Genomic DNA, 17,442 nt, shown 5'->3' on the forward strand with positions numbered 1-17,442 from the left:
CAGCCCCGTCGCCAGGAGATACACGATGTCTACCCCACCCGTCACCTTGATGGTGTCGCGCCGCGCCGCCCATGGCCGCTACCAGGACCTACTGACCTGGCTGCATGAAGGCGAGCAGCTGGCCACCGACTTCCCCGGCTACCTGGGCTCGGGCATCCTCGCACCGCCCGCCGAGGGCGATGAATTCCAGATTATCTTCCGTTTCACCAACGAGCAGACCCTGCACAGTTGGGAGCATTCCGCTTCGCGGCGAGCCTGGCTGCAACGCGGCGATGGCTTGTTCGAACGCCCCAAAGAGACGCGCGTCAGCGGCATTGATGACTGGTTTGGCACCAATATGGTGCAAAAACCGCCGCGCTGGAAGCAAGCGGTCGCCATCTGGCTGGCGTTCTTTCCGGTCTCGCTGCTGTTCAACGTGCTCTTCGGCCACTGGCTGGCACCACTCGATCTGGTGCCCCGAGTGCTGCTCAGCACCCTGGCCCTGACGCCGGTGATGGTCTACCTGTTCATCCCGTTGTCGACCCGTCTGCTGGCCCCCTGGCTGCACCCGGCGCCGGCCAACGCCAGCCAACCGGCACGCGGGCTGCGCAGCCGCTGAGGCACGCCACGCAAGAGGCAGACAGTTCGGGTATGCTGGGGCATCACTGCACGCACAGACAAGTAGACCGCCCCGAACATGAATAGCCCTATCCTCGTAACCGGAGCCAGCCAACGCGTAGGGCTGGCCCTGGCGCTTGAACTGGCACAGGCCGGCCATACGGTGGTCAGTGCCAGTCGCAGCATTCTTGCCCAGTCGGCGCACCCGAACATCGTCCAGTTTCGCGCCGACCTCTGCCAGCAGGCCGACCGCCAGGCGCTGATCGAGCACCTGCACACCCACTACGACGGGCTGCGAGCGATCATCCACAACGCCTCGGTGTGGCTCGATGACGGCCTGGACAACCTCGACATGATGTTCCGCCTGCATGTCGAGGCGCCCTACCACCTCAACCTGGCCCTGGGTGAACTGCTGGCCAAGGTCGACAAGGCCGATATCATTCACATCTGCGACGAAACCTCCTCACGCGGCAGCAAGAGCCACATCGGCTACGCCGCGACCAAGGCCGCGCTGCAGAACATGGTGCTGTCGTTTGCCCAGAAATACGCGCCCAAGGTGCGCGTCAACGGTATCCTGCCGGGCTTGCTGATCCTCAAGGAAGGTGGCGACGAAGCCTACCGCCAGCAAACCTTGAAAAAAGCCCTGCTGGAGTTCGAACCCGGCGCCGGGCCGCTGATCGAGGCGGTCAAATACCTGCTCGATAGCCAGTACAGCACTGGCAGCCAGGTGGTCATCAATGGTGGCCGCCATCTGAAGAATCGCATGACCTGAGGGAAGCTCCCATGACCGCGCAACAACAACTCGAACTCGAAGCCGCCGCGTTCCGGCGCCTGGTCGAACACCTGCAAAAACGTACCGACGTGCAAAACATCGACCTGATGAACCTCTCCGGTTTCTGCCGTAACTGCCTGTCCAAGTGGTACAAGGCCGCAGCCGACGAGCAGCAGATAGAGCTGAGCATGGATGACGCCCGCGAAGCGGTGTACGGCATGCCCTATGCCCAGTGGAAAGCCCAATACCAGAAAGAAGCCAGCGCCGAGCAGCAAGCGGCGTTCGAACAAGGAAAACCTCGTGACTGATCTGAACACCCTGCGCGCCAGCCTTGCCAGCGGCGAACACGTTTTTGCCGATACCCTGGCGTTCATTGCCGAGCACTACAGCTACCAGCCTCAAGCGTTCAGCAATGGCGGCGTGGAGAACGCTGCCGGGCAAAACGAAGGCTCCTGCAAGACCCTGGGCCTGGCATTGCTCGAAGGCCTGAGCGACCAAGAGGCGCTGCTGGCGTTTGGTGAGCACTACCGCAGCGTAGTGGCCACGCCCGATGGCAGCGACCACGGCAATATCCGCGCGCTGATCGCCCATGGCTTGGCCGGGGTCAAGTTCGCTGAGCAGCCGCTCAAGCGTCTGGCCTGATCCACTTCGCGGCAAATCCCGCTCCAACAGTGCTCTGTAGGAGCGGCGGTGCGCCGCTGCGACTTGCCCGCAAAGAGGCCAGACCTACCTCCATCAGCTGATGATCTGCCCCGGCACCTCAGCCCCCAGCTGCCCCTGCCCTAACCACCTCAGGGCAATCGGCCACAGCGCCTCGCGAAAACGATCGTGAAAAAACGCAAAATGGCCAATCTCATCCACTGAGATATCCCCAGGCGCCACCCGCAGATGCAGCCGCTCGGCGTGGGTCAGATACCCCAGCAGGCGCTCAGTCGCCGCCACCGTACCAAACGGATCATCGGTCAGGCTGATTGCCAATGTGGCCGCCCGCACCTGGGCAAACGGCAAGCTGGCGAGCGAGCGGCCACTGGGCCGGTGCTCAAAGCGCGGCGTACGCGTACTCCAGTCATCCACCACCCCTGCCGGGGTATCCTCCAGCCAGCCCAGGCGCTTGCCCGGGAAATAGCCGTAGACCCGCGTCAACAACGGCATCAGCACATGCCACTTGCCAAACAGCTGCCAGCGCTGCTGCGCCGCATAGTCGCGCCAGTAGGCAAACTGCGCGCCGACCATCACCACCCGCCGCACCCGCTCGGCAGACGGCGCCAGGCCAACCGCCCAGCCGCCAAAGCTGTGCCCCACCACATCCACGGGCTGCCCCGCGAACTGCTCGGCTGCGCGCTGCAGCATGGCTTCGAAATCCAATCGCCCCCAGTCGCTCCAAGAAGCACTGAACCCGCGCAACGACGCCGGCCGCGACTCGCCGATACCCCGGTAATCGTAGGTCAGCACATCGAAGCCCTGGGCAAACAGATAATCGGCAAAACGCGAGTAATAACGACAGCGCACCGAGGTTGCGGCATTGATGATCACCAGCGGACGCTGGGGATCGGGCTGGGCATGGCGCCACTGGAAACCGCCGAGGCTGTAACCATCGGCGGCTGGCTGGCGAAAGGCACTGGCGGGTTGAGTGAGGCTGCTCATGGCGCGCTCCCTGCGGCGTCGCGCCTACAGGAAAGGGCGGACACACGAATTGTTGTCCGCCAAAGCTAGCAAAAAATCAGCGCCAAGCCACCCTCTCAGGTCGTCGACAAGGCGCGAGCAACGCCTGGCTTGCGCAGCACTTCCAGGCGCGAACCGTGATAGCGGCTCTCGCGAAACAGTTTGAAGCGGCCGAACAGGCCGTACACATGCATCACCCGGCCCTGCTCGTGGTAACCCATGCGCAGGTGCAGTTTCATCGCCGGCACGTTGTGCGTCTCGACCACATCCACCACCTTGTGGCAGCCCTTCTCGCGCATGGTATTCCACAGTGCGACCTGGGCGGTCACCGATAGCTCACTGCCAAAGTAACGGCGGATCATTTCACCGCCGAACTCGAAGAATTCCCCCGGTTTGACCGGGAAGGTGCAGCCGTAATAGTGCTTGTCGTGATAGTCGACCACGCTGGCCCAGATGAACGCCACGGCATCGCCCTGCTCGTCCAGATACATGTGCCCGGTATGCCCGGCAGCGGCCAGTTCGCGCATGGTTTCAACGCGGTCGCCAAAGTGGCGAGCGAAGGCATCGGCATTGTCGGTGGTGATTTCCACCAAGGTGACCGGCGGGTGCTCTTTAAGCTTGCAAGGGGGGACGGGGCTGATCAAATCGCGTTCCATCCACAGCAGTTCCCAGTGGAAAAACACGTAACGTTCGAACAGCGTCTTGAAGGTGCGCTTGAGACCTTTTCGCCTTATGCGTTCTTGTAGTTTTTGCAGTGCACTCATACCGCCTCCCAGGCCACGGCGAAATTGCCCGGCCAATAACTGCGGTATAGATGGCGGCCATATCAAATGGCCAGCAGATAATGTGTTGCAAGATGTTAACAAGCCCAGGCGGGAACCGTACACCTGTGGAAAACAGGTGCACGGTCAATGGCTTGCTTACAGCTCGACGCAGTCGAACCGTACGTCGGTGGCTACGTCTTGATCATAGTCAACATCCTGACGCTCGAAACCGAACAGGTTGAGGAACTGCTTCTTGTAACCGGCATAGTCGGTCAGCTCGAACAGATTCTCGGTGCTCACTTGCGGCCACAGGGCCTTGCAGGCGTCCTGTACGTCGTCGCGCAGCTCCCAGTCGTCCAGGCGCAGACGGCCTTCGCTGTCCAGCTCGGCCGGCTGACCATCGGCGCGGTACATGCGATCACGGAACATGCGATCGAGCTGATCCTGAGTGCCTTCGTGGACGTTTTTCTCTTTCATGATCTTGAAGACCATCGACAGGTACAGCGGCATCACCGGGATGGCCGAGCTGGCCTGGGTCACTACCGACTTGAGCACGGCCACGTTGGCGCCGCCACCGACCTGCTTGTTCAGGCGCTTGGCGGTTTCGTCCAGGTCTTGCTTGGCCTTGCCCAGCGCACCGTGCCAGTAGATCGGCCAGGTGATTTCAGTGCCGATGTAGCTGAAGGCGACAGTGCGCGCATCGTCGGTCAGCACGCCGGCCTGCGACAGGGCATCGATCCACAGCTGCCAGTCCTGGCCACCCATGACGGTCACGGTGTCGGCGATTTCCTGCTCGGTGGCAGGCTCGATGCTGGCTTCGATGATGGTGTCTTTGTTGGTGTCGATCGCGGTCGACTTGTACGGCTCGCCGATTGGCTTGAGCGCCGAGCGCACCAGCTCACCGGTCTGTGGCAACTTGCGCACCGGCGAGGCCAGCGAGTAGATGACCAGGTCGACCTTGCCGCCCATTTCGTTCTTGATCAGCTCGATGACCTTGGCGCGGGCTTCGTCGGAGAAGGCATCACCATTGATCGACTTGCTGTACAGGCCTTCGGCCTTGGCGAACTTGTCGAACGCGGCGGCGTTGTACCAGCCGGCGGTGCCAGGCTTGGTTTCGGTGCCCGGCTTTTCGAAGAACACGCCCAGGGTGTCGGCCTTGAAGCCGAATGCGGCGGTGATGCGCGCTGCCAGGCCGTAGCCGCTGGAAGCACCGATCACCAAGACCTTCTTCGGACCATCCTCGCGCACGCCCAGCTTGCGGGTGGCTTCGATCTGGTCACGGACGTTGAGCTCGCAGCCCTTGGGGTGAGTCGTGGTGCAGATGAAACCGCGAACCTTGGGATGAATGATGGCCAATGTCTGTACCTCGTCAGGTTTATGCTGAGGAGCCGCGCCGCGTGGGCCGGATCCGTTGATCAGAGGGTGAGACTACCCCCGCAGGTTATCCGACACATATTACGGGGTGATTGAGTGATGCAAAAGGCTGCCGGCCACATCGCGGGACATGTCGCAGCGGCGCAGCAACTGTGGGAGCGGGCTTGCCCCGCGATGAGGCCAGCCCAGACACCCTCAGCCCGCCAGCTCACCCCGCAACCACGCCAGAAACTGCCGCGCCAGCGGATCATCCTGGCTATCGCGATGCACCAGGCAGGCCCAGGCAGGCCCGCGCACGCGCTGCTGCGACAGCGCCTGCAACTGGCCCTCGGCCACCGCCCGCTGCGCCAGCAGCTGGCTCACCAGGGCAATCCCCAGCCCCTCGCAAGCCGCTTCGAGCAGCAACCCGGGGTCAGAAAAATTCAGCCCCCGCCCCTGCTGGCCGACATCCTCGCCGCCCTCCACCTGCCAGTGGCTCCAGTCCATCTCCCGCTCGCCGTGCAAGGTCGTGCGGCCGCTTTCTGGCAACCCCGGATGGCACGCCGGGTACAGTCGATCCTGATGCAGCACGCTGAAGCTGCATTCGGCCTGGGCGCTGAGGTCGTCACGAATGGCCAGGTCGATGGTCTGGGTAGCCATGTCTGGCACGTCGAAGCTGGTGAACAGCCACAGGTCGACCTGCGGGCAGCGCTGACGAAAGTCTGCCAGACGCGGCAGCAACCAATGCCGGGCAAACGCCGGGGTGGTGTTGACCACCAACTGGTTGGGCTTGCGGTACTGATCGAGCCGCCGAATCCCCACCGCCAATTGCTGCAGCATCGATTGCGTTGTGCTGAGCAGATCGTGGCCAGCATCGGTCAGGCTGACACTGCGCCCAGTGCGGTGAAACAGCGGCTGCTCCAGATAACTTTCCAGGCTGCGAATCTGCTGGCTGATCGCCGATTGGGTGAGGTTCAGCGCCTCGGCAGCCTTGTGAAAACTGCCGAGCCGGGCAGCAGCCTCGAAACCGCGCAGGGCATTGAGCGGGGGCCAGTGTTTGAGCATATCGATAAGCCTGACTGATCAGATGTGCGCTAAATCTATCGTTTGTCGCTGCACCTTCCTAGCCCTAGCATTGACCTCAACACCCGCGACGGCGGGCTTCGTTGATAAATAATTCTTAACTGATCGGAGTTCTCTATGCACCTGTCCAACGACAGCGGCTGGCGCATGCCTGCCGAATGGGCCCGCCACGCCGCCACCTGGATGATCTGGCCGCACAACCAAAGCCTGTGGGAAGCCGGCTGGCGCGTGACCCTGGCCGATGTGCAACGCGACTATGCCCGCGTGGCCAGCGCCATCGCCCGCTTCGAGCCGGTGAAGATGGTGGTCGATCCTTCCGCCATCGCCAGCGCCCGAGCACTGTGCGGCCCAGGCATCGAGCTGGTGGAGCTGGCGGTGGACGACAGCTGGTGCCGCGACAGCGGGCCGAGCTTTATCTGCCATCCGCAGCATGGCCTGGCAGGCCTGAGCTGGCGCTTCAACGCCTGGGGCAACAAGTCGGCGCACAGCCAGGATCGCAGCCTCGGCCGGCGTATCCTCGACCACCTGGGCCTGGAGGGCTTCAGCACGCCGCTGTGCAACGAAGGCGGTGCGATTCATGTCGATGGCCAAGGCACGCTGATCACCACCGAATCGGTACTGCTCAACCGCAATCGCAATCCGGGGCTGACCAAGGCCGATTTCGAAGACTGCTTCGCCCGCCTGCTGGGCATTAGCAAGACCATCTGGCTGCCGGGCGATCCGCAGTACGTCACCGGCGACATGACCGATGGCCACGTCGATGGCGTGTGCGCCTTCGCCCGCCCCGGCGTGCTGTTGGTCGACGCCACCCACGAGCACAACTCGGTGTACGCCGAGGTCGCCCGGGAAAACCGCCGCGCCCTGGAACTGGCGAGCGATGCCCAAGGCCGCCCATTCGAGCTGCTCGACCTGTACGAAGCCAGCGCCGCCGTCGACCCTGAGGCCGAGGTGTTCTGCGCCTCCTACACCAACTTCTACATCGCCAACGACGCGATCATCATGCCCGCCTACGGCATCGACGCCGACCAGGCCGCCGCGCGCCAGCTGGCCGTGGCCTTCCCTGGGCGCGAGATCGTCCCGGTGCGCATCGACAACATTGCCCAAGGCGGTGGCGGTATCCACTGCATCACCCAGCAGCAGCCGGCCTGGCCCCTGCGCGAGGCACGCCCATGAGCCAGTTGCGCATCGCCACCACCCAAATGCCCTGCAGCTGGGATCTGCCGGCCAACCTTGAGCGCGCCGAACAACTGGTACGCCAGGCGGCCGCCCAGGGTGCCCAGGTGATCCTGTTGCAGGAGCTGTTCGCCACCCCGTACTTCTGCATCGAGCAATGCCACAGCCACCAGGCGCTGGCCGAGACGTACCAGCACAGCCCGCTGCTCAAGCGCTTCGCCGCCCTGGCCGGCGAGCTGGGCGTGGTGCTGCCGCTGAGCTGGTACGAACGGGCCGGCAACGCCTTCTTCAATTCGCTGAGCGTGGCCGATGCCGACGGGCGCCTGCTCGGGGTCTATCGCAAGACCCACATCCCCAACGCCATCGGCTACCAGGAGAAGGAATACTTCAGCCCCGGTGACACCGGCTTCAAGGTCTGGGACACCGCCTTTGGCCGCCTGGGCATCGGTATCTGCTGGGACCAGTGGTTCCCCGAGACCGCCCGCTGCCTGGCGCTGATGGGCGCCGAAGTGTTGCTGTTTCCCACCGCCATCGGCTCGGAACCCGGCGCCGCCGAACTGGACTCACGCGACCATTGGCAGATGGCCATGCGCGGTCACGCCGCCGCCAACCTGCTGCCGGTCGTGGCCGCCAACCGCGTTGGCAGTGAAGTGGCACGCAGCGATGCCAGCCTGGCCATGCGCTTCTACGGCTCGTCGTTCATCTGCGACCACAAGGGCGCCCTGCTCGCCGAAGCGGACCGCGACAGCACGGGCGTCTGGCTGCACGACCTGGACCTGGCGCGCATGCGCGAAGAGCGCTTGAGCTGGGGCATCTACCGCGACCGCCGCCCCGAGATGTACGCGCCCCTGATGACGCTCGACGGCCACCCCACCCGGAGGATCTGATCATGCCCCTGCGCCCTTGCCACCTGCTGGCCGCCCTGGGCCTGGCGCTTTGCGCCAGCCAGGCCCAGGCCGAACAACCGACCCTGCGCCTGTACAACTGGGCGGACTATTTTGCCGAAGACACCCTCAAGCGTTTTACCGCCGAGACGGGTATCCAGGTGATCTACGACGTCATGGACGGCAGCGAAGTGCTCGAAGCCAAGCTGATGTCCGGGCGCAGCGGCTACGACCTGGTATTCCCCGGCGACACCGTAGCCGAACGGCTGATGCGCGCCGGCAGCCTGCAACCACTCGATCGCAGCCAACTGCCCGCGCTGGACGATCTCGACCCCGGCCTGCGCACGCTGCACGACCAATACCCCAAGGCGCGCCAGGCGACCATACCCTACACCTGGGGCACCATCGGCCTGACAGTCAATGCCGACAAGATCCGCCAGCGCATGCCCGATGCACCACTCAATAGCCTCGATTTGCTGCTCAAGCCAGAGTTGGCCGCCAAGTTCGCCGACTGCGGTATCTCGATCATCGACTCGCCCGACGAAGCCCTGGCCGTGGTGCTCAACTACCTCGGCCGCGAGCCGCGCAGCGCCAAGCGCGAAGACCTGGCCGCCGCCAGCGCACTGCTCAGCGCCATCCGCCCCTACGTGCGCAAGTTCCAGTCGCAGCCGGTGACCGAACTGGTCAACGAGAACCTGTGCCTGTCGCTGGGCTACAGCGGCGATGTGATCCAGGCCCAGCGCACTGCCGAGGCTGCCGGCAAAGCCATCGACTTTCAGTACCGCGTGCCGCGCGAAGGCACCACGGTGTGGATGGACACCATGGCCATCCCCGCCGATGCGCGTCACCCGGAGTACGCCTATCGTTTCATCAACTTCGTCATGCGCCCGGAAAACATGGCCGCGATCAGCAACTTCACCGGCTACCCGACCGCCAGCGCCAAGGCGCGCCCGGCGGTGGATGCACGCATGCGCGACAACCCCGATATCTACCTAGACCCAGCGACCTACGCCCGGTTGATCCCAGGCAAGGACATCCCCCAGGCCGACATGCGTGCGCGCATGCGCGTCTGGACCCGCTTCAAGACTGCACAGGACTGACCCATGCCGACTCGTCGAACCTTCCTGCAACTGTCCCTGGCCGCCGGCCTTGGCGCCGGCCTCGGGCTGCCACTGGGCAGCGCCCGCGCCGCTGAGCTGGGGCGCTGGTTCATGCCTGACGAAGGCGAAGCGCAGCAGCGCGCGTACCTCGCCTTTGGCGCCCAGGACGCCATCTGGGAAGACTTCACCGCTGACGTGCAAGCCGCCCTCGGACGCATCGCCCAGGCCATTGCCCGCTTCCAGCCGCTGACGGTGTTTTGCCGTCCGACCGAGCGCGACCTGGCTGAAGACTATTGTGGTCGCCACAACATCACCTACGTCACCTGCGAGCTGGACGACATCTGGATGCGCGACATCGGCGCCAACTTCGTCGTCGACGATGACGGCGCACTGGCCGCCGTCGATTTCAACTTCAACGGCTGGGGTGGCAAGCAGCGCCACCGCAACGATGCCAAGCTGGCTGCGCGGGTGGCCAAGCTGGCCGGCGCGCAGTATCAGCGCAGCGAGCTGGTTGGCGAAGGGGGTGGGATCGAGGTGGATGGCCATGGCACCGGGATCATGACCGAGAGCTGCTGGGTCAACGGCAACCGCAACCCTGGCTGGAGCAAGGCCCAGGTCGAAGAAGAGCTCAAGACGCGCTTGGGCTTGCGCAAGATCATCTGGCTGCCGGGGATCAAGGGCAAGGACATCACCGATGCGCATGTGGATTTCTATGCGCGCTTCGTCCGCCCTGGGGTGGTGATCGCCAATCTGGATAACGACCCGGACTCGTATGATCACGCCGTGACCAAGCGGCACCTGGAGATACTCAAGGGCGCGACCGATGCCGATGGCCGCCCGCTTGAAATTCACACCGTGTCGCCGCCGCTGGCGCCCAGGCGCAATAAGTTCAGCCGCGGCAATCCAGATTTTGCTGCGGGGTATATCAACTACTTCGTGATCAACGGGGCGGTGATTGCGCCGCAGTTTGGCGACAAGCGTGCGGACGGCAAGGCGCGTGACTTGCTGGTAAAGCTGTATCCAGGGCGCGAAGTGGTGCAGCTGGATATCGATGCGATTGCGGCTGGGGGTGGCGGGATTCACTGCGTTACCCATCAGTGTCCGGCGGTGTAGCCCAGGGCCGCGTGCGCCTTAATCGCGGGGCAAGCCCGCTCCCACGCAACCTGTCAGCACAATATCTGCGTGGGAGCGGGCTTGCCCCGCGATTGGGCCGCAAAGCGGCCCCATTCACCGATCCCCAGGCCCCCGCCGCCACCCGGTAATCATCGACCACGGCAAGTTCTCACCCAGCCGCACACTCTCGACCAGCGCCGCCAACACATGCACGCACACCAGTGCCAACAAGGCATTGGCCAGCACACTGTGCACATCCACCGGCCAATCCGCGCCCCATAGCGCGTCGACTTCCTGCGACAACCACCCAGTCAGCCCAAGCCCGGCGATGCAGCCAAGCATCGCCAGCATCACCAACGCGCCAATCGGCGAATGCCCCAACCGGTGATACGGCTCGCCCCGCAGCAGCGCCCGAGCGTGCGCCGCCAAGCGCGCACGGGTCGGCCAAAAGTCCGCCCAACGGGCACTGCGCGGGCCAACGAAGCCCCATACCAGCCGCAGCAGCAGGCAGCCCAACGCGTAATAACCCAGCCACTGATGCCAATCGTCGCCTTCTTCATTGAAGAAGTAATTGGCGAAGAACACCGTGGCAAACGACAGGTGACAGGCGCGCAACAGCGGATCCCACAGCCGCACCCTGGCGGCTGGCATCAGTCTTCGATCTCGGTTTTCACCGCCTTGCCAGTGACCGGGTCATGGTAGATCTCGACCTTGCGGCCATCCTTGTCGAAGCCATAGATCTCGTAGCAGTTGCCTTTGGTGACCTTGAACTTGTTGATCTTGTAGCCCTGTTCCTTGAGCTGGGTCTGGAATTTCTCTGGGTCTTGCCAGGTACTTTTCTCGGCGGTGGTGCATTGCGGTGAGGCGAGGGAAAGGCCACTGACAAGCAGCAACGTGAGCAGGATCAGGGTACGCATGACGATAAGCTCCAGTGTGAGTGAAACAGCATGCGGCGCAGCCAAGCTCATCTAGCGTAGCTGCGATTGCCTGGCGATGCTGGCTGCCACTTCTGCTGCCCCCTGGGCCATTCATTTGCATTTCAGATCAATCACAAAGAAAAACAAACTTAACAAATCAACCAATCCCGCCGATGCTGGTGGGAATGCGCCCCTGTCCTGGCGCCCCACCTTCATGGAGAACAACAAAATGAATGAAGTCGTCATCGTTGCCGCCACCCGTACGGCCATTGGCAGTTTCCAGGGGGCGCTGGCCAGCGTGCCAGCGGTCGAGCTGGGCGCTGCGGTGATCAAGCGCCTGCTGGAGCAAACCGGGCTGGACCCAGCCCAAGTCGATGAAGTGATCCTCGGCCAAGTGCTGACCGCCGGCGCCGGGCAGAACCCCGCACGCCAGGCGGCGGTCAAGGCCGGCCTGCCGTTCGCAGTACCGGCGCTGACCTTGAACAAGGTCTGCGGCTCGGGCCTCAAAGCACTGCACCTGGCCACCCAGGCGATTCGCTGTGGCGATGCCGAGGTGGTGATTGCGGGAGGCCAGGAGAACATGAGCCTGTCGCCCTACGTCATGCCATCGGCGCGCAGCGGCCAGCGCATGGGCCATGGGCAGTTGATCGACAGCATGATCAGCGATGGCCTGTGGGATGCGTTCAACGATTACCACATGGGCATCACGGCCGAGAACCTGGTGGACAAGTTCGACATCAGCCGCGAGCAGCAGGACGCCTTTGCCGCTGAATCCCAGCGCAAGGCGATTGCCGCCATCGAGGCTGGGCGCTTCAAAGATGAAATTACCCCGATCGTGCTGGCGCAGAAAAAAGGCGAGCCGAAAGTGGTCGACCGTGACGAACAGCCGCGCGCTGACACCACGGCCGAGTCGCTGGCCAAACTGCGCCCGGCATTCAAGAAGGACGGCAGCGTGACCGCGGGCAATGCCTCCAGCCTCAACGATGGCGCTGCGGCGGTGTTGCTGATGAGTGCGGACAAAGCCAAGGCGCTGGGCCTGCCGGTGCTGGCGAAGATTGCCGGTTATGCCAGTGCCGGGGTCGATCCGGCGATCATGGGCATCGGGCCGGTATCGGCGACCCAGCGTTGCCTGGACAAGGCAGGTTGGACGCTGGGCGATCTGGACTTGATCGAAGCCAACGAGGCGTTTGCCGCTCAGGCGCTGGCGGTGGGTAAATCGCTGGAGTGGGATGCTGCGCGGGTCAACGTCAACGGCGGGGCAATTGCCCTGGGGCATCCGATTGGGGCTTCGGGGTGCCGGGTGCTGGTGACGCTGTTGCACGAGATGATCAAGCGCGATGCCAAGAAGGGGCTGGCGACCTTGTGCATTGGCGGCGGGCAAGGCGTGGCGTTGGCGATCGAGCGCGAGTGAGTTTTCGCCAGTGAGATGTTGGGGCTGCGTTGCAGCCCCAACAAACCCCAGTTCAGAATCGATCTAAGCCCGCACAACGCAAAACGGGACGCAGTGCGTCCCGTTGTTTTGCTCAACTAACCGCTCAAGCCACCGCCGCACCACGCAGCTCGCGCGCAGCGGCGACCATGTTCACCAGCGCCGCCTCGGTCTCAGGCCAGCCACGGGTCTTCAGGCCGCAGTCGGGGTTGACCCACAGACGCTCAGCGGGAATGCGCTGCGCAGCCTTGCGCAGCAGCTTGACCATCTCTTCACGGCTCGGCACCCGCGGCGAGTGAATGTCGTACACGCCAGGGCCGATCTCGTTCGGGTAGTCGAACTTCTCGAACGCCTCCAGCAGCTCCATGTCCGAGCGCGAAGTCTCGATGGTGATTACGTCAGCGTCCATCGCCGCGATCGACTCGATCACATCGTTGAACTCGCTGTAGCACATGTGGGTGTGGATCTGGGTTTCATCACGCACCCCAGAGGCGCACAAGCGGAAGGCTGCGGTGGCCCACTCCAGGTAATTGGCCCAGGCGCTCTTGCGCAGCGGCAGGCCTTCGCGGAAGGCTGCTTCGTCGATCTGCACGATCTTGATGCCCGCCGCTTCCAGGTCCACCACCTCGTCACGAATCGCCAGCGCCAGCTGCCGGGCCTGCACTTCGCGGCTGACGTCTTCACGCGGGAACGACCACATCAGCATGGTGACCGGGCCAGTCAGCATGCCCTTCATGACCTTGCGGGTCAGGCCCTGGGCGTACTTGATCCACTCTACGGTCATGGCTTTGGCCCGGCTCAGGTCACCGAAGATCACCGCCGGCTTGACGCAGCGCGAGCCGTAGCTCTGCACCCAGCCGAAGCGGGTGAATACATAGCCGTCGAGCTGCTCGGCGAAGTACTCGACCATGTCGTTGCGCTCGGCCTCGCCGTGTACCAGCACGTCCAGCCCCAGTTGCTCCTGGATTTGCACCGCGTGGCGAATCTCGCTGTGCATGGCCTCGACATACTCGGCCTCGGTCAACTTGCCCTGCTTGAACGACTGACGCGCCAGACGGATCGCCGAAGTCTGTGGGAACGAGCCAATGGTAGTGGTCGGATAAGCCGGTAGGTCCAGCCCCGCCCGCTGCTTGACGATGCGTTGCTCAAAGGCCGACAGACGCTGGCTGTCGGCGGGCTTGATCGCCGCCAGACGGGCCTGCACAGCCGGTTTGTGAATGCGCGGCGAGGCAGCGCGGCTGGCCTGTACGACGCGGCTGTCTTCCAGTGCGGCGTGCACGTCGGCGGCGCCTGGCTGGTTGATGGCCTTGGTCAGCACAGCGACTTCCTGGCACTTCTGCACGGCAAAGGCCAACCAGCTTCTCAGCTCGGCATCGAGTTGGTCTTCCCGGGCCAGGTCCACCGGGCTGTGCAGCAGCGAGCACGACGGCGCGACCCACAGCCGATCACCCAAACGCTCGGCGGCATGGCGCAGCACGTCGAGGGCTTTTTCCAGATCGCAGCGCCAGACGTTGCGGCCATTGACCACGCCCAGCGACAGCACCTTGTAGGCCGGCAGGCGGTCGAGGATGGTCGGGTACTGCTCGGGGGCGCGCACCAGGTCGATGTGCAGGCCATCAACCGGCAGATTGGCCGCCAGGCCGAGGTTGTCTTCCAGGCCACCGAAGTAGGTCGCGACCAGCTTTTTCAGCGGCGCACGCTGAAGGATGTTGTAGACCCGCTCGTAGGCGTTTTTCCAGCTTTGTGGCAGATCCAGCACCAGGATCGGCTCATCGATCTGCACCCACTCCACGCCCTGCGCGGCCAGGCGGTTGAAGATCTCGTCGTACAGCGGCAGCAGGCGGTCGACCAGTTCCAGCTTGTCGAACTCAGCGCCCTTGGTCTTGCCCAGCCACAGGTAAGTCAGCGGACCGATCACCACCGGTTTGACTGCATGGCCCAGCGCCTTGGCTTCGGCGACTTCCTCGAACAACTGCTCCCAGCTCAGGGTGAACTGCTGCTCGGCGGTGAATTCCGGGACCAGATAGTGGTAGTTGGTGTCGAACCACTTGGTCATCTCCTGGGCGTGGGCGCCGCCGCAGCAGCTGTCGCTGCGGTCCGTCGCCACGGCGCCACGGGCCATGCTGAACAGGGTGTGCAGGGTCGGCTTGGCGCCGCTTTGGCCACGAAAGCGCTCGGGGATAACGCCGAAGGTCAGCGAGTGGGTCAGGACCTGGTCGTACCAGGCGAAGTCGCCGACCGGCAGCAGTTCAATGCCAGCGTCTTTTTGCGCCTGCCAATGGGCGGCACGCAGCTCGCGGCCTACGGCGCGCAGGCCGGTTTCGTCGAGTTCGCGTTTCCAGAAAGCTTCCTGGGCTTTTTTCAGCTCACGATCGCGGCCGATGCGTGGAAAACCCAGGTTGTGTGCCAGTGCCATGTGCCTTGTCCCTTAGAGTGGAAATTCAATGAGGGAAGTTTGGCGGCACGGGCATCGTGAGACAAACTCATATAATTTGAGATGATCACGAGATTTATTCATGAGGCGGAGATACTGGGGCAGCTTTGCAGCCGTTCGCGGCGGTTCGGCGCCCCGACAAGCCCGCTCCCACAGGTACCGCGCCGTTCTTCTGGCTGGCGGTGAACCTGTGGGAGGTACCGCGCCGTTCTTCCGGCTGGCGGTGAACCTGTGGGAGCGGGCTTGCCCGCGAAGAGGCCAGAATATCCACCACACCTACCACAGGTACCGCGCCGTTCTTCCGGCTGGCAATGAGCCTGTGGGAGCGGGCTTGCCCGCGAAGAGGCCAGATCATCCACCACACCTACCACAGCTACCGCGCCGTTCTTCCGGCTGAAAATGAGCCTGCTGGCTTGTCGGGGCGCCGAACCGCCGCGAAGGGCCGCAAAGCGGCCCCCGACAATCTCGATGTCTCAACCAAATCACTAAGCTGCGCATCCAGACAAGCGCCCACCCCGCACATCGCGCAAAATGCCAGCCTACCCCAGCCCGGTGCCCAGCCCGCCATGAGCCAGCTGAAAGACGCCCTGCACGAACACACCTTCGTCTGCGTCATGGAGTTCGTCCCCAAGCCCAGCGCCGAGCGCTTCGCCGCCCTCGAAGCGATCATGGCCCGCAAGCAGCTGTGCGGCTGGCCGCTGACCGTGGCCATCGGCGACCGGGTCGGCAGCCCGCTGGACATGTCGCCGCTGGACGCTTTCACCTCCCTCGACACAGCCGTTCCCGCCCTGTTGCACTTCTCCGGCAAAGACCGCGAACGCCAAGACCTGCTCGCCCAGCTCAAACGCATGGACAGCGCCGGCCTCGACCAGCTGCTGATCCTCACCGGCGACCGCCTCCCCGGCCACCAGCCCGGCCAACGCCCGGTGCGCTACCTCGAATCGGTCGCGGCGCTACAAATCACCCGCCAAGCCCGCCCCGACTGGCTGCTCGGCGCCGCACTCAACCCGTTCAAGTACCACGAGGAAGAAGGCGCCGCGCAATACTTCAAAGCCGAAAAAAAACTCAGCGCCGGAGCGGATTTTCTCACCCTGCAGATGGGCTATGACGACCGCAAACACCAGGAAGCGCTGCACTGGATGCGCCGCCAGCGCACGCCCAAGCCACTGATCGCCTGCCTGATGGCCCTGACCCACGGCCGCGCCAAGATGCTCGAACACGTGGCAGGCGCGGTGGTCAGCCCAGCGATGCGCGACATCCTCGCGGCCGAACTGGACGTGTCGAAAACCTACGCCCAGACCCGCAGCATCGAGCGCCTGGCGCTGCAGGTGATCGGCTTGAAGTTGATGGGCTATGCCGGCGTGCACCTCTCCGGCATCCATGACCTGGCCCAGTTCCAAGCGTTGGAGCAGGCGCTGCACACCCAGCAAGGCGAAATCCACACCCTGGAGCAATGGGCACCCGCCTGGGCTGCCAGCTGGCAAATGCCCGGCTTGCCCGCTGTCACCTTCAACCCACCCGGCGCCAACTGGCGGTTGGGCGAGTCGCGCGTCAGCGCCAGCCGCACAGAGCAAGCCCGCTACCACGTGCTGTCTGGCTTGCACTCACTGTTGTTCGACCGTAGCAACTGGCTCAGCCGCAGCTTCGGCTGGGCCGTCACCCGCCCGGTTTGGCGCACAGCCCAAGGCGCGCGCCTGCTGCACCAGCTGGAACGCAGCATCAAACGGCCCCTGCTCGGCTGCGACACCTGCGGGCGTTGCCGGCTCGAAGACACCCTCTACATCTGCCCGGAAAGCTGCCCAAAGGGCTTGGCCAACGGCCCCTGCGGCGGCACCTCGCTCAACCGCTGCGAGTTCGGCGACCGCGAGTGCGTGCACAGCGTCAAATACCGCACCGCCAAATCCGTCGAGCAAACCGCAGTCCTCACCGACCGCCTGATCCCCTGCATCGAACTCCCCACCCGCCACCAAAGCTCCTGGCCAGCCTGGTTCACTCCCGCAAACACCCCTGAACCCTGTGGAAGCAGGCTTGCCCGCGAAGAGGCCCGCCCAGCCAGCCCAAAACCCTCAGCCCATCATCTCAAGCCGGCCCACACCAAACGCCCCGCCGAAATCGACAGCTAACCCGCCCTCCCCCATCAACGATAAACGGCCCCCGAAAA

The 17,442-nt window shown here is 63.9% G+C and carries 17 protein-coding genes; 10 read left to right on the top strand and 7 right to left on the bottom strand.

What is annotated here, in order from left to right; translation table 11 throughout:
* The first annotated feature begins 25 nt into the window (after window positions 1-25).
* The 4 genes from HU737_RS18340 to HU737_RS18355 all read left to right on the top strand — a co-directional run bounded on the left by HU737_RS18340 (window position 26) and on the right by HU737_RS18355 (window position 2,011).
* Entirely contained in the window at window positions 26-598 is a 573-nt protein-coding gene (locus HU737_RS18340; RefSeq protein WP_186553735.1) for a putative antibiotic biosynthesis monooxygenase, read from the top strand.
* A 78-nt stretch (window positions 599-676) separates the two neighbouring features.
* Complete coding sequence (folM, locus tag HU737_RS18345; RefSeq protein WP_186553734.1) at window positions 677-1,369, top strand: dihydromonapterin reductase; 693 nt, start codon at window positions 677-679, stop codon at window positions 1,367-1,369.
* Between the two features lie 11 nt (window positions 1,370-1,380).
* Window positions 1,381-1,677: a DUF1244 domain-containing protein gene (locus HU737_RS18350; protein ID WP_186553733.1), complete on the top strand. Its 297-nt coding sequence runs from the start codon at window positions 1,381-1,383 to the stop codon at window positions 1,675-1,677.
* Window positions 1,670-2,011, top strand: coding sequence for a HopJ type III effector protein (locus HU737_RS18355; protein ID WP_186553732.1), 342 nt, complete (start codon window positions 1,670-1,672; stop codon window positions 2,009-2,011). The genes HU737_RS18350 and HU737_RS18355 overlap by 8 nt, the downstream gene beginning before the upstream one ends.
* A gap of 93 nt (window positions 2,012-2,104) precedes the next feature.
* Here the strand turns inward: HU737_RS18355 and HU737_RS18360 are convergent, their stop codons facing one another.
* The 4 genes from HU737_RS18360 to HU737_RS18375 all read right to left on the bottom strand — a co-directional run bounded on the left by HU737_RS18360 (window position 2,105) and on the right by HU737_RS18375 (window position 6,213).
* Window positions 2,105-3,013 carry an alpha/beta hydrolase family protein gene (locus HU737_RS18360; RefSeq protein ID WP_186553731.1) on the bottom strand — a complete coding sequence of 303 codons (909 nt, stop codon included), beginning with the start codon at window positions 3,011-3,013 and terminating at the stop codon, window positions 2,105-2,107.
* A gap of 95 nt (window positions 3,014-3,108) precedes the next feature.
* Window positions 3,109-3,795 carry a GNAT family N-acetyltransferase gene (locus tag HU737_RS18365; protein ID WP_186553730.1) on the bottom strand — a complete coding sequence of 229 codons (687 nt, stop codon included), beginning with the start codon at window positions 3,793-3,795 and terminating at the stop codon, window positions 3,109-3,111.
* A 156-nt stretch (window positions 3,796-3,951) separates the two neighbouring features.
* Entirely contained in the window at window positions 3,952-5,151 is a 1,200-nt protein-coding gene (gene fabV / locus HU737_RS18370; protein ID WP_186553729.1) for an enoyl-ACP reductase FabV, read from the bottom strand.
* Window positions 5,152-5,364: 213 nt separating this feature from the next.
* Window positions 5,365-6,213, bottom strand: coding sequence for a LysR substrate-binding domain-containing protein (locus HU737_RS18375; protein ID WP_186553728.1), 849 nt, complete (start codon window positions 6,211-6,213; stop codon window positions 5,365-5,367).
* Window positions 6,214-6,348: 135 nt separating this feature from the next.
* Here HU737_RS18375 and HU737_RS18380 point away from each other — a divergent pair, with 135 nt between their 5' ends.
* Genes HU737_RS18380 through HU737_RS18395 form a run of 4 tightly spaced genes read left to right on the top strand, consistent with a single transcriptional unit; the run spans window position 6,349 to window position 10,501 of the window.
* The gene (locus HU737_RS18380) at window positions 6,349-7,404 is read left to right on the top strand and encodes an agmatine deiminase family protein (protein ID WP_186553727.1); all 1,056 of its coding nucleotides are present in this window, start codon (window positions 6,349-6,351) and stop codon (window positions 7,402-7,404) included.
* Window positions 7,401-8,291, top strand: a complete 891-nt coding sequence (gene aguB / locus HU737_RS18385) for an N-carbamoylputrescine amidase (RefSeq protein ID WP_186553726.1) — start codon at window positions 7,401-7,403, stop codon at window positions 8,289-8,291. Before HU737_RS18380 ends, aguB begins: the two co-directional genes overlap by 4 nt.
* 2 nt (window positions 8,292-8,293) lie before the next feature.
* Window positions 8,294-9,388, top strand: a complete 1,095-nt coding sequence (locus tag HU737_RS18390) for an extracellular solute-binding protein (RefSeq protein WP_186553725.1) — start codon at window positions 8,294-8,296, stop codon at window positions 9,386-9,388.
* Between the two features lie 3 nt (window positions 9,389-9,391).
* Entirely contained in the window at window positions 9,392-10,501 is a 1,110-nt protein-coding gene (locus HU737_RS18395; RefSeq protein ID WP_186553724.1) for an agmatine deiminase family protein, read from the top strand.
* Between the two features lie 114 nt (window positions 10,502-10,615).
* On the opposite strand, the gene HU737_RS18400 is transcribed toward HU737_RS18395, so the two are convergent.
* Together HU737_RS18400 and HU737_RS18405 are read right to left on the bottom strand one after the other, a co-directional pair.
* A complete protein-coding gene (locus HU737_RS18400) occupies window positions 10,616-11,152 on the bottom strand; it encodes a cytochrome b/b6 domain-containing protein (protein WP_186553723.1) in 537 nt (178 codons plus the stop codon).
* Window positions 11,152-11,418, bottom strand: coding sequence for a PepSY domain-containing protein (locus HU737_RS18405; RefSeq protein WP_186553722.1), 267 nt, complete (start codon window positions 11,416-11,418; stop codon window positions 11,152-11,154). Before HU737_RS18405 ends, HU737_RS18400 begins: the two co-directional genes overlap by 1 nt.
* 229 nt (window positions 11,419-11,647) lie before the next feature.
* Here HU737_RS18405 and HU737_RS18410 point away from each other — a divergent pair, with 229 nt between their 5' ends.
* Complete coding sequence (locus tag HU737_RS18410) at window positions 11,648-12,829, top strand: acetyl-CoA C-acetyltransferase (RefSeq protein WP_186553721.1); 1,182 nt, start codon at window positions 11,648-11,650, stop codon at window positions 12,827-12,829.
* A gap of 124 nt (window positions 12,830-12,953) precedes the next feature.
* On the opposite strand, the gene metE is transcribed toward HU737_RS18410, so the two are convergent.
* Entirely contained in the window at window positions 12,954-15,263 is a 2,310-nt protein-coding gene (metE, locus tag HU737_RS18415) for a 5-methyltetrahydropteroyltriglutamate--homocysteine S-methyltransferase (protein WP_186553720.1), read from the bottom strand.
* A gap of 584 nt (window positions 15,264-15,847) precedes the next feature.
* Between metE and HU737_RS18420 the strand changes: the two genes are divergently transcribed.
* Window positions 15,848-17,404 (top strand): methylenetetrahydrofolate reductase C-terminal domain-containing protein, encoded by a 1,557-nt coding sequence (locus HU737_RS18420; protein ID WP_186553719.1) that lies wholly within the window; start codon window positions 15,848-15,850, stop codon window positions 17,402-17,404.
* The last annotated feature ends 38 nt before the right edge of the window (window positions 17,405-17,442 follow it).

It is taken from the genome of Pseudomonas urmiensis (assembly GCF_014268815.2).
Classification (GTDB): Bacteria; Pseudomonadota; Gammaproteobacteria; order Pseudomonadales; family Pseudomonadaceae; genus Aquipseudomonas; species Aquipseudomonas urmiensis.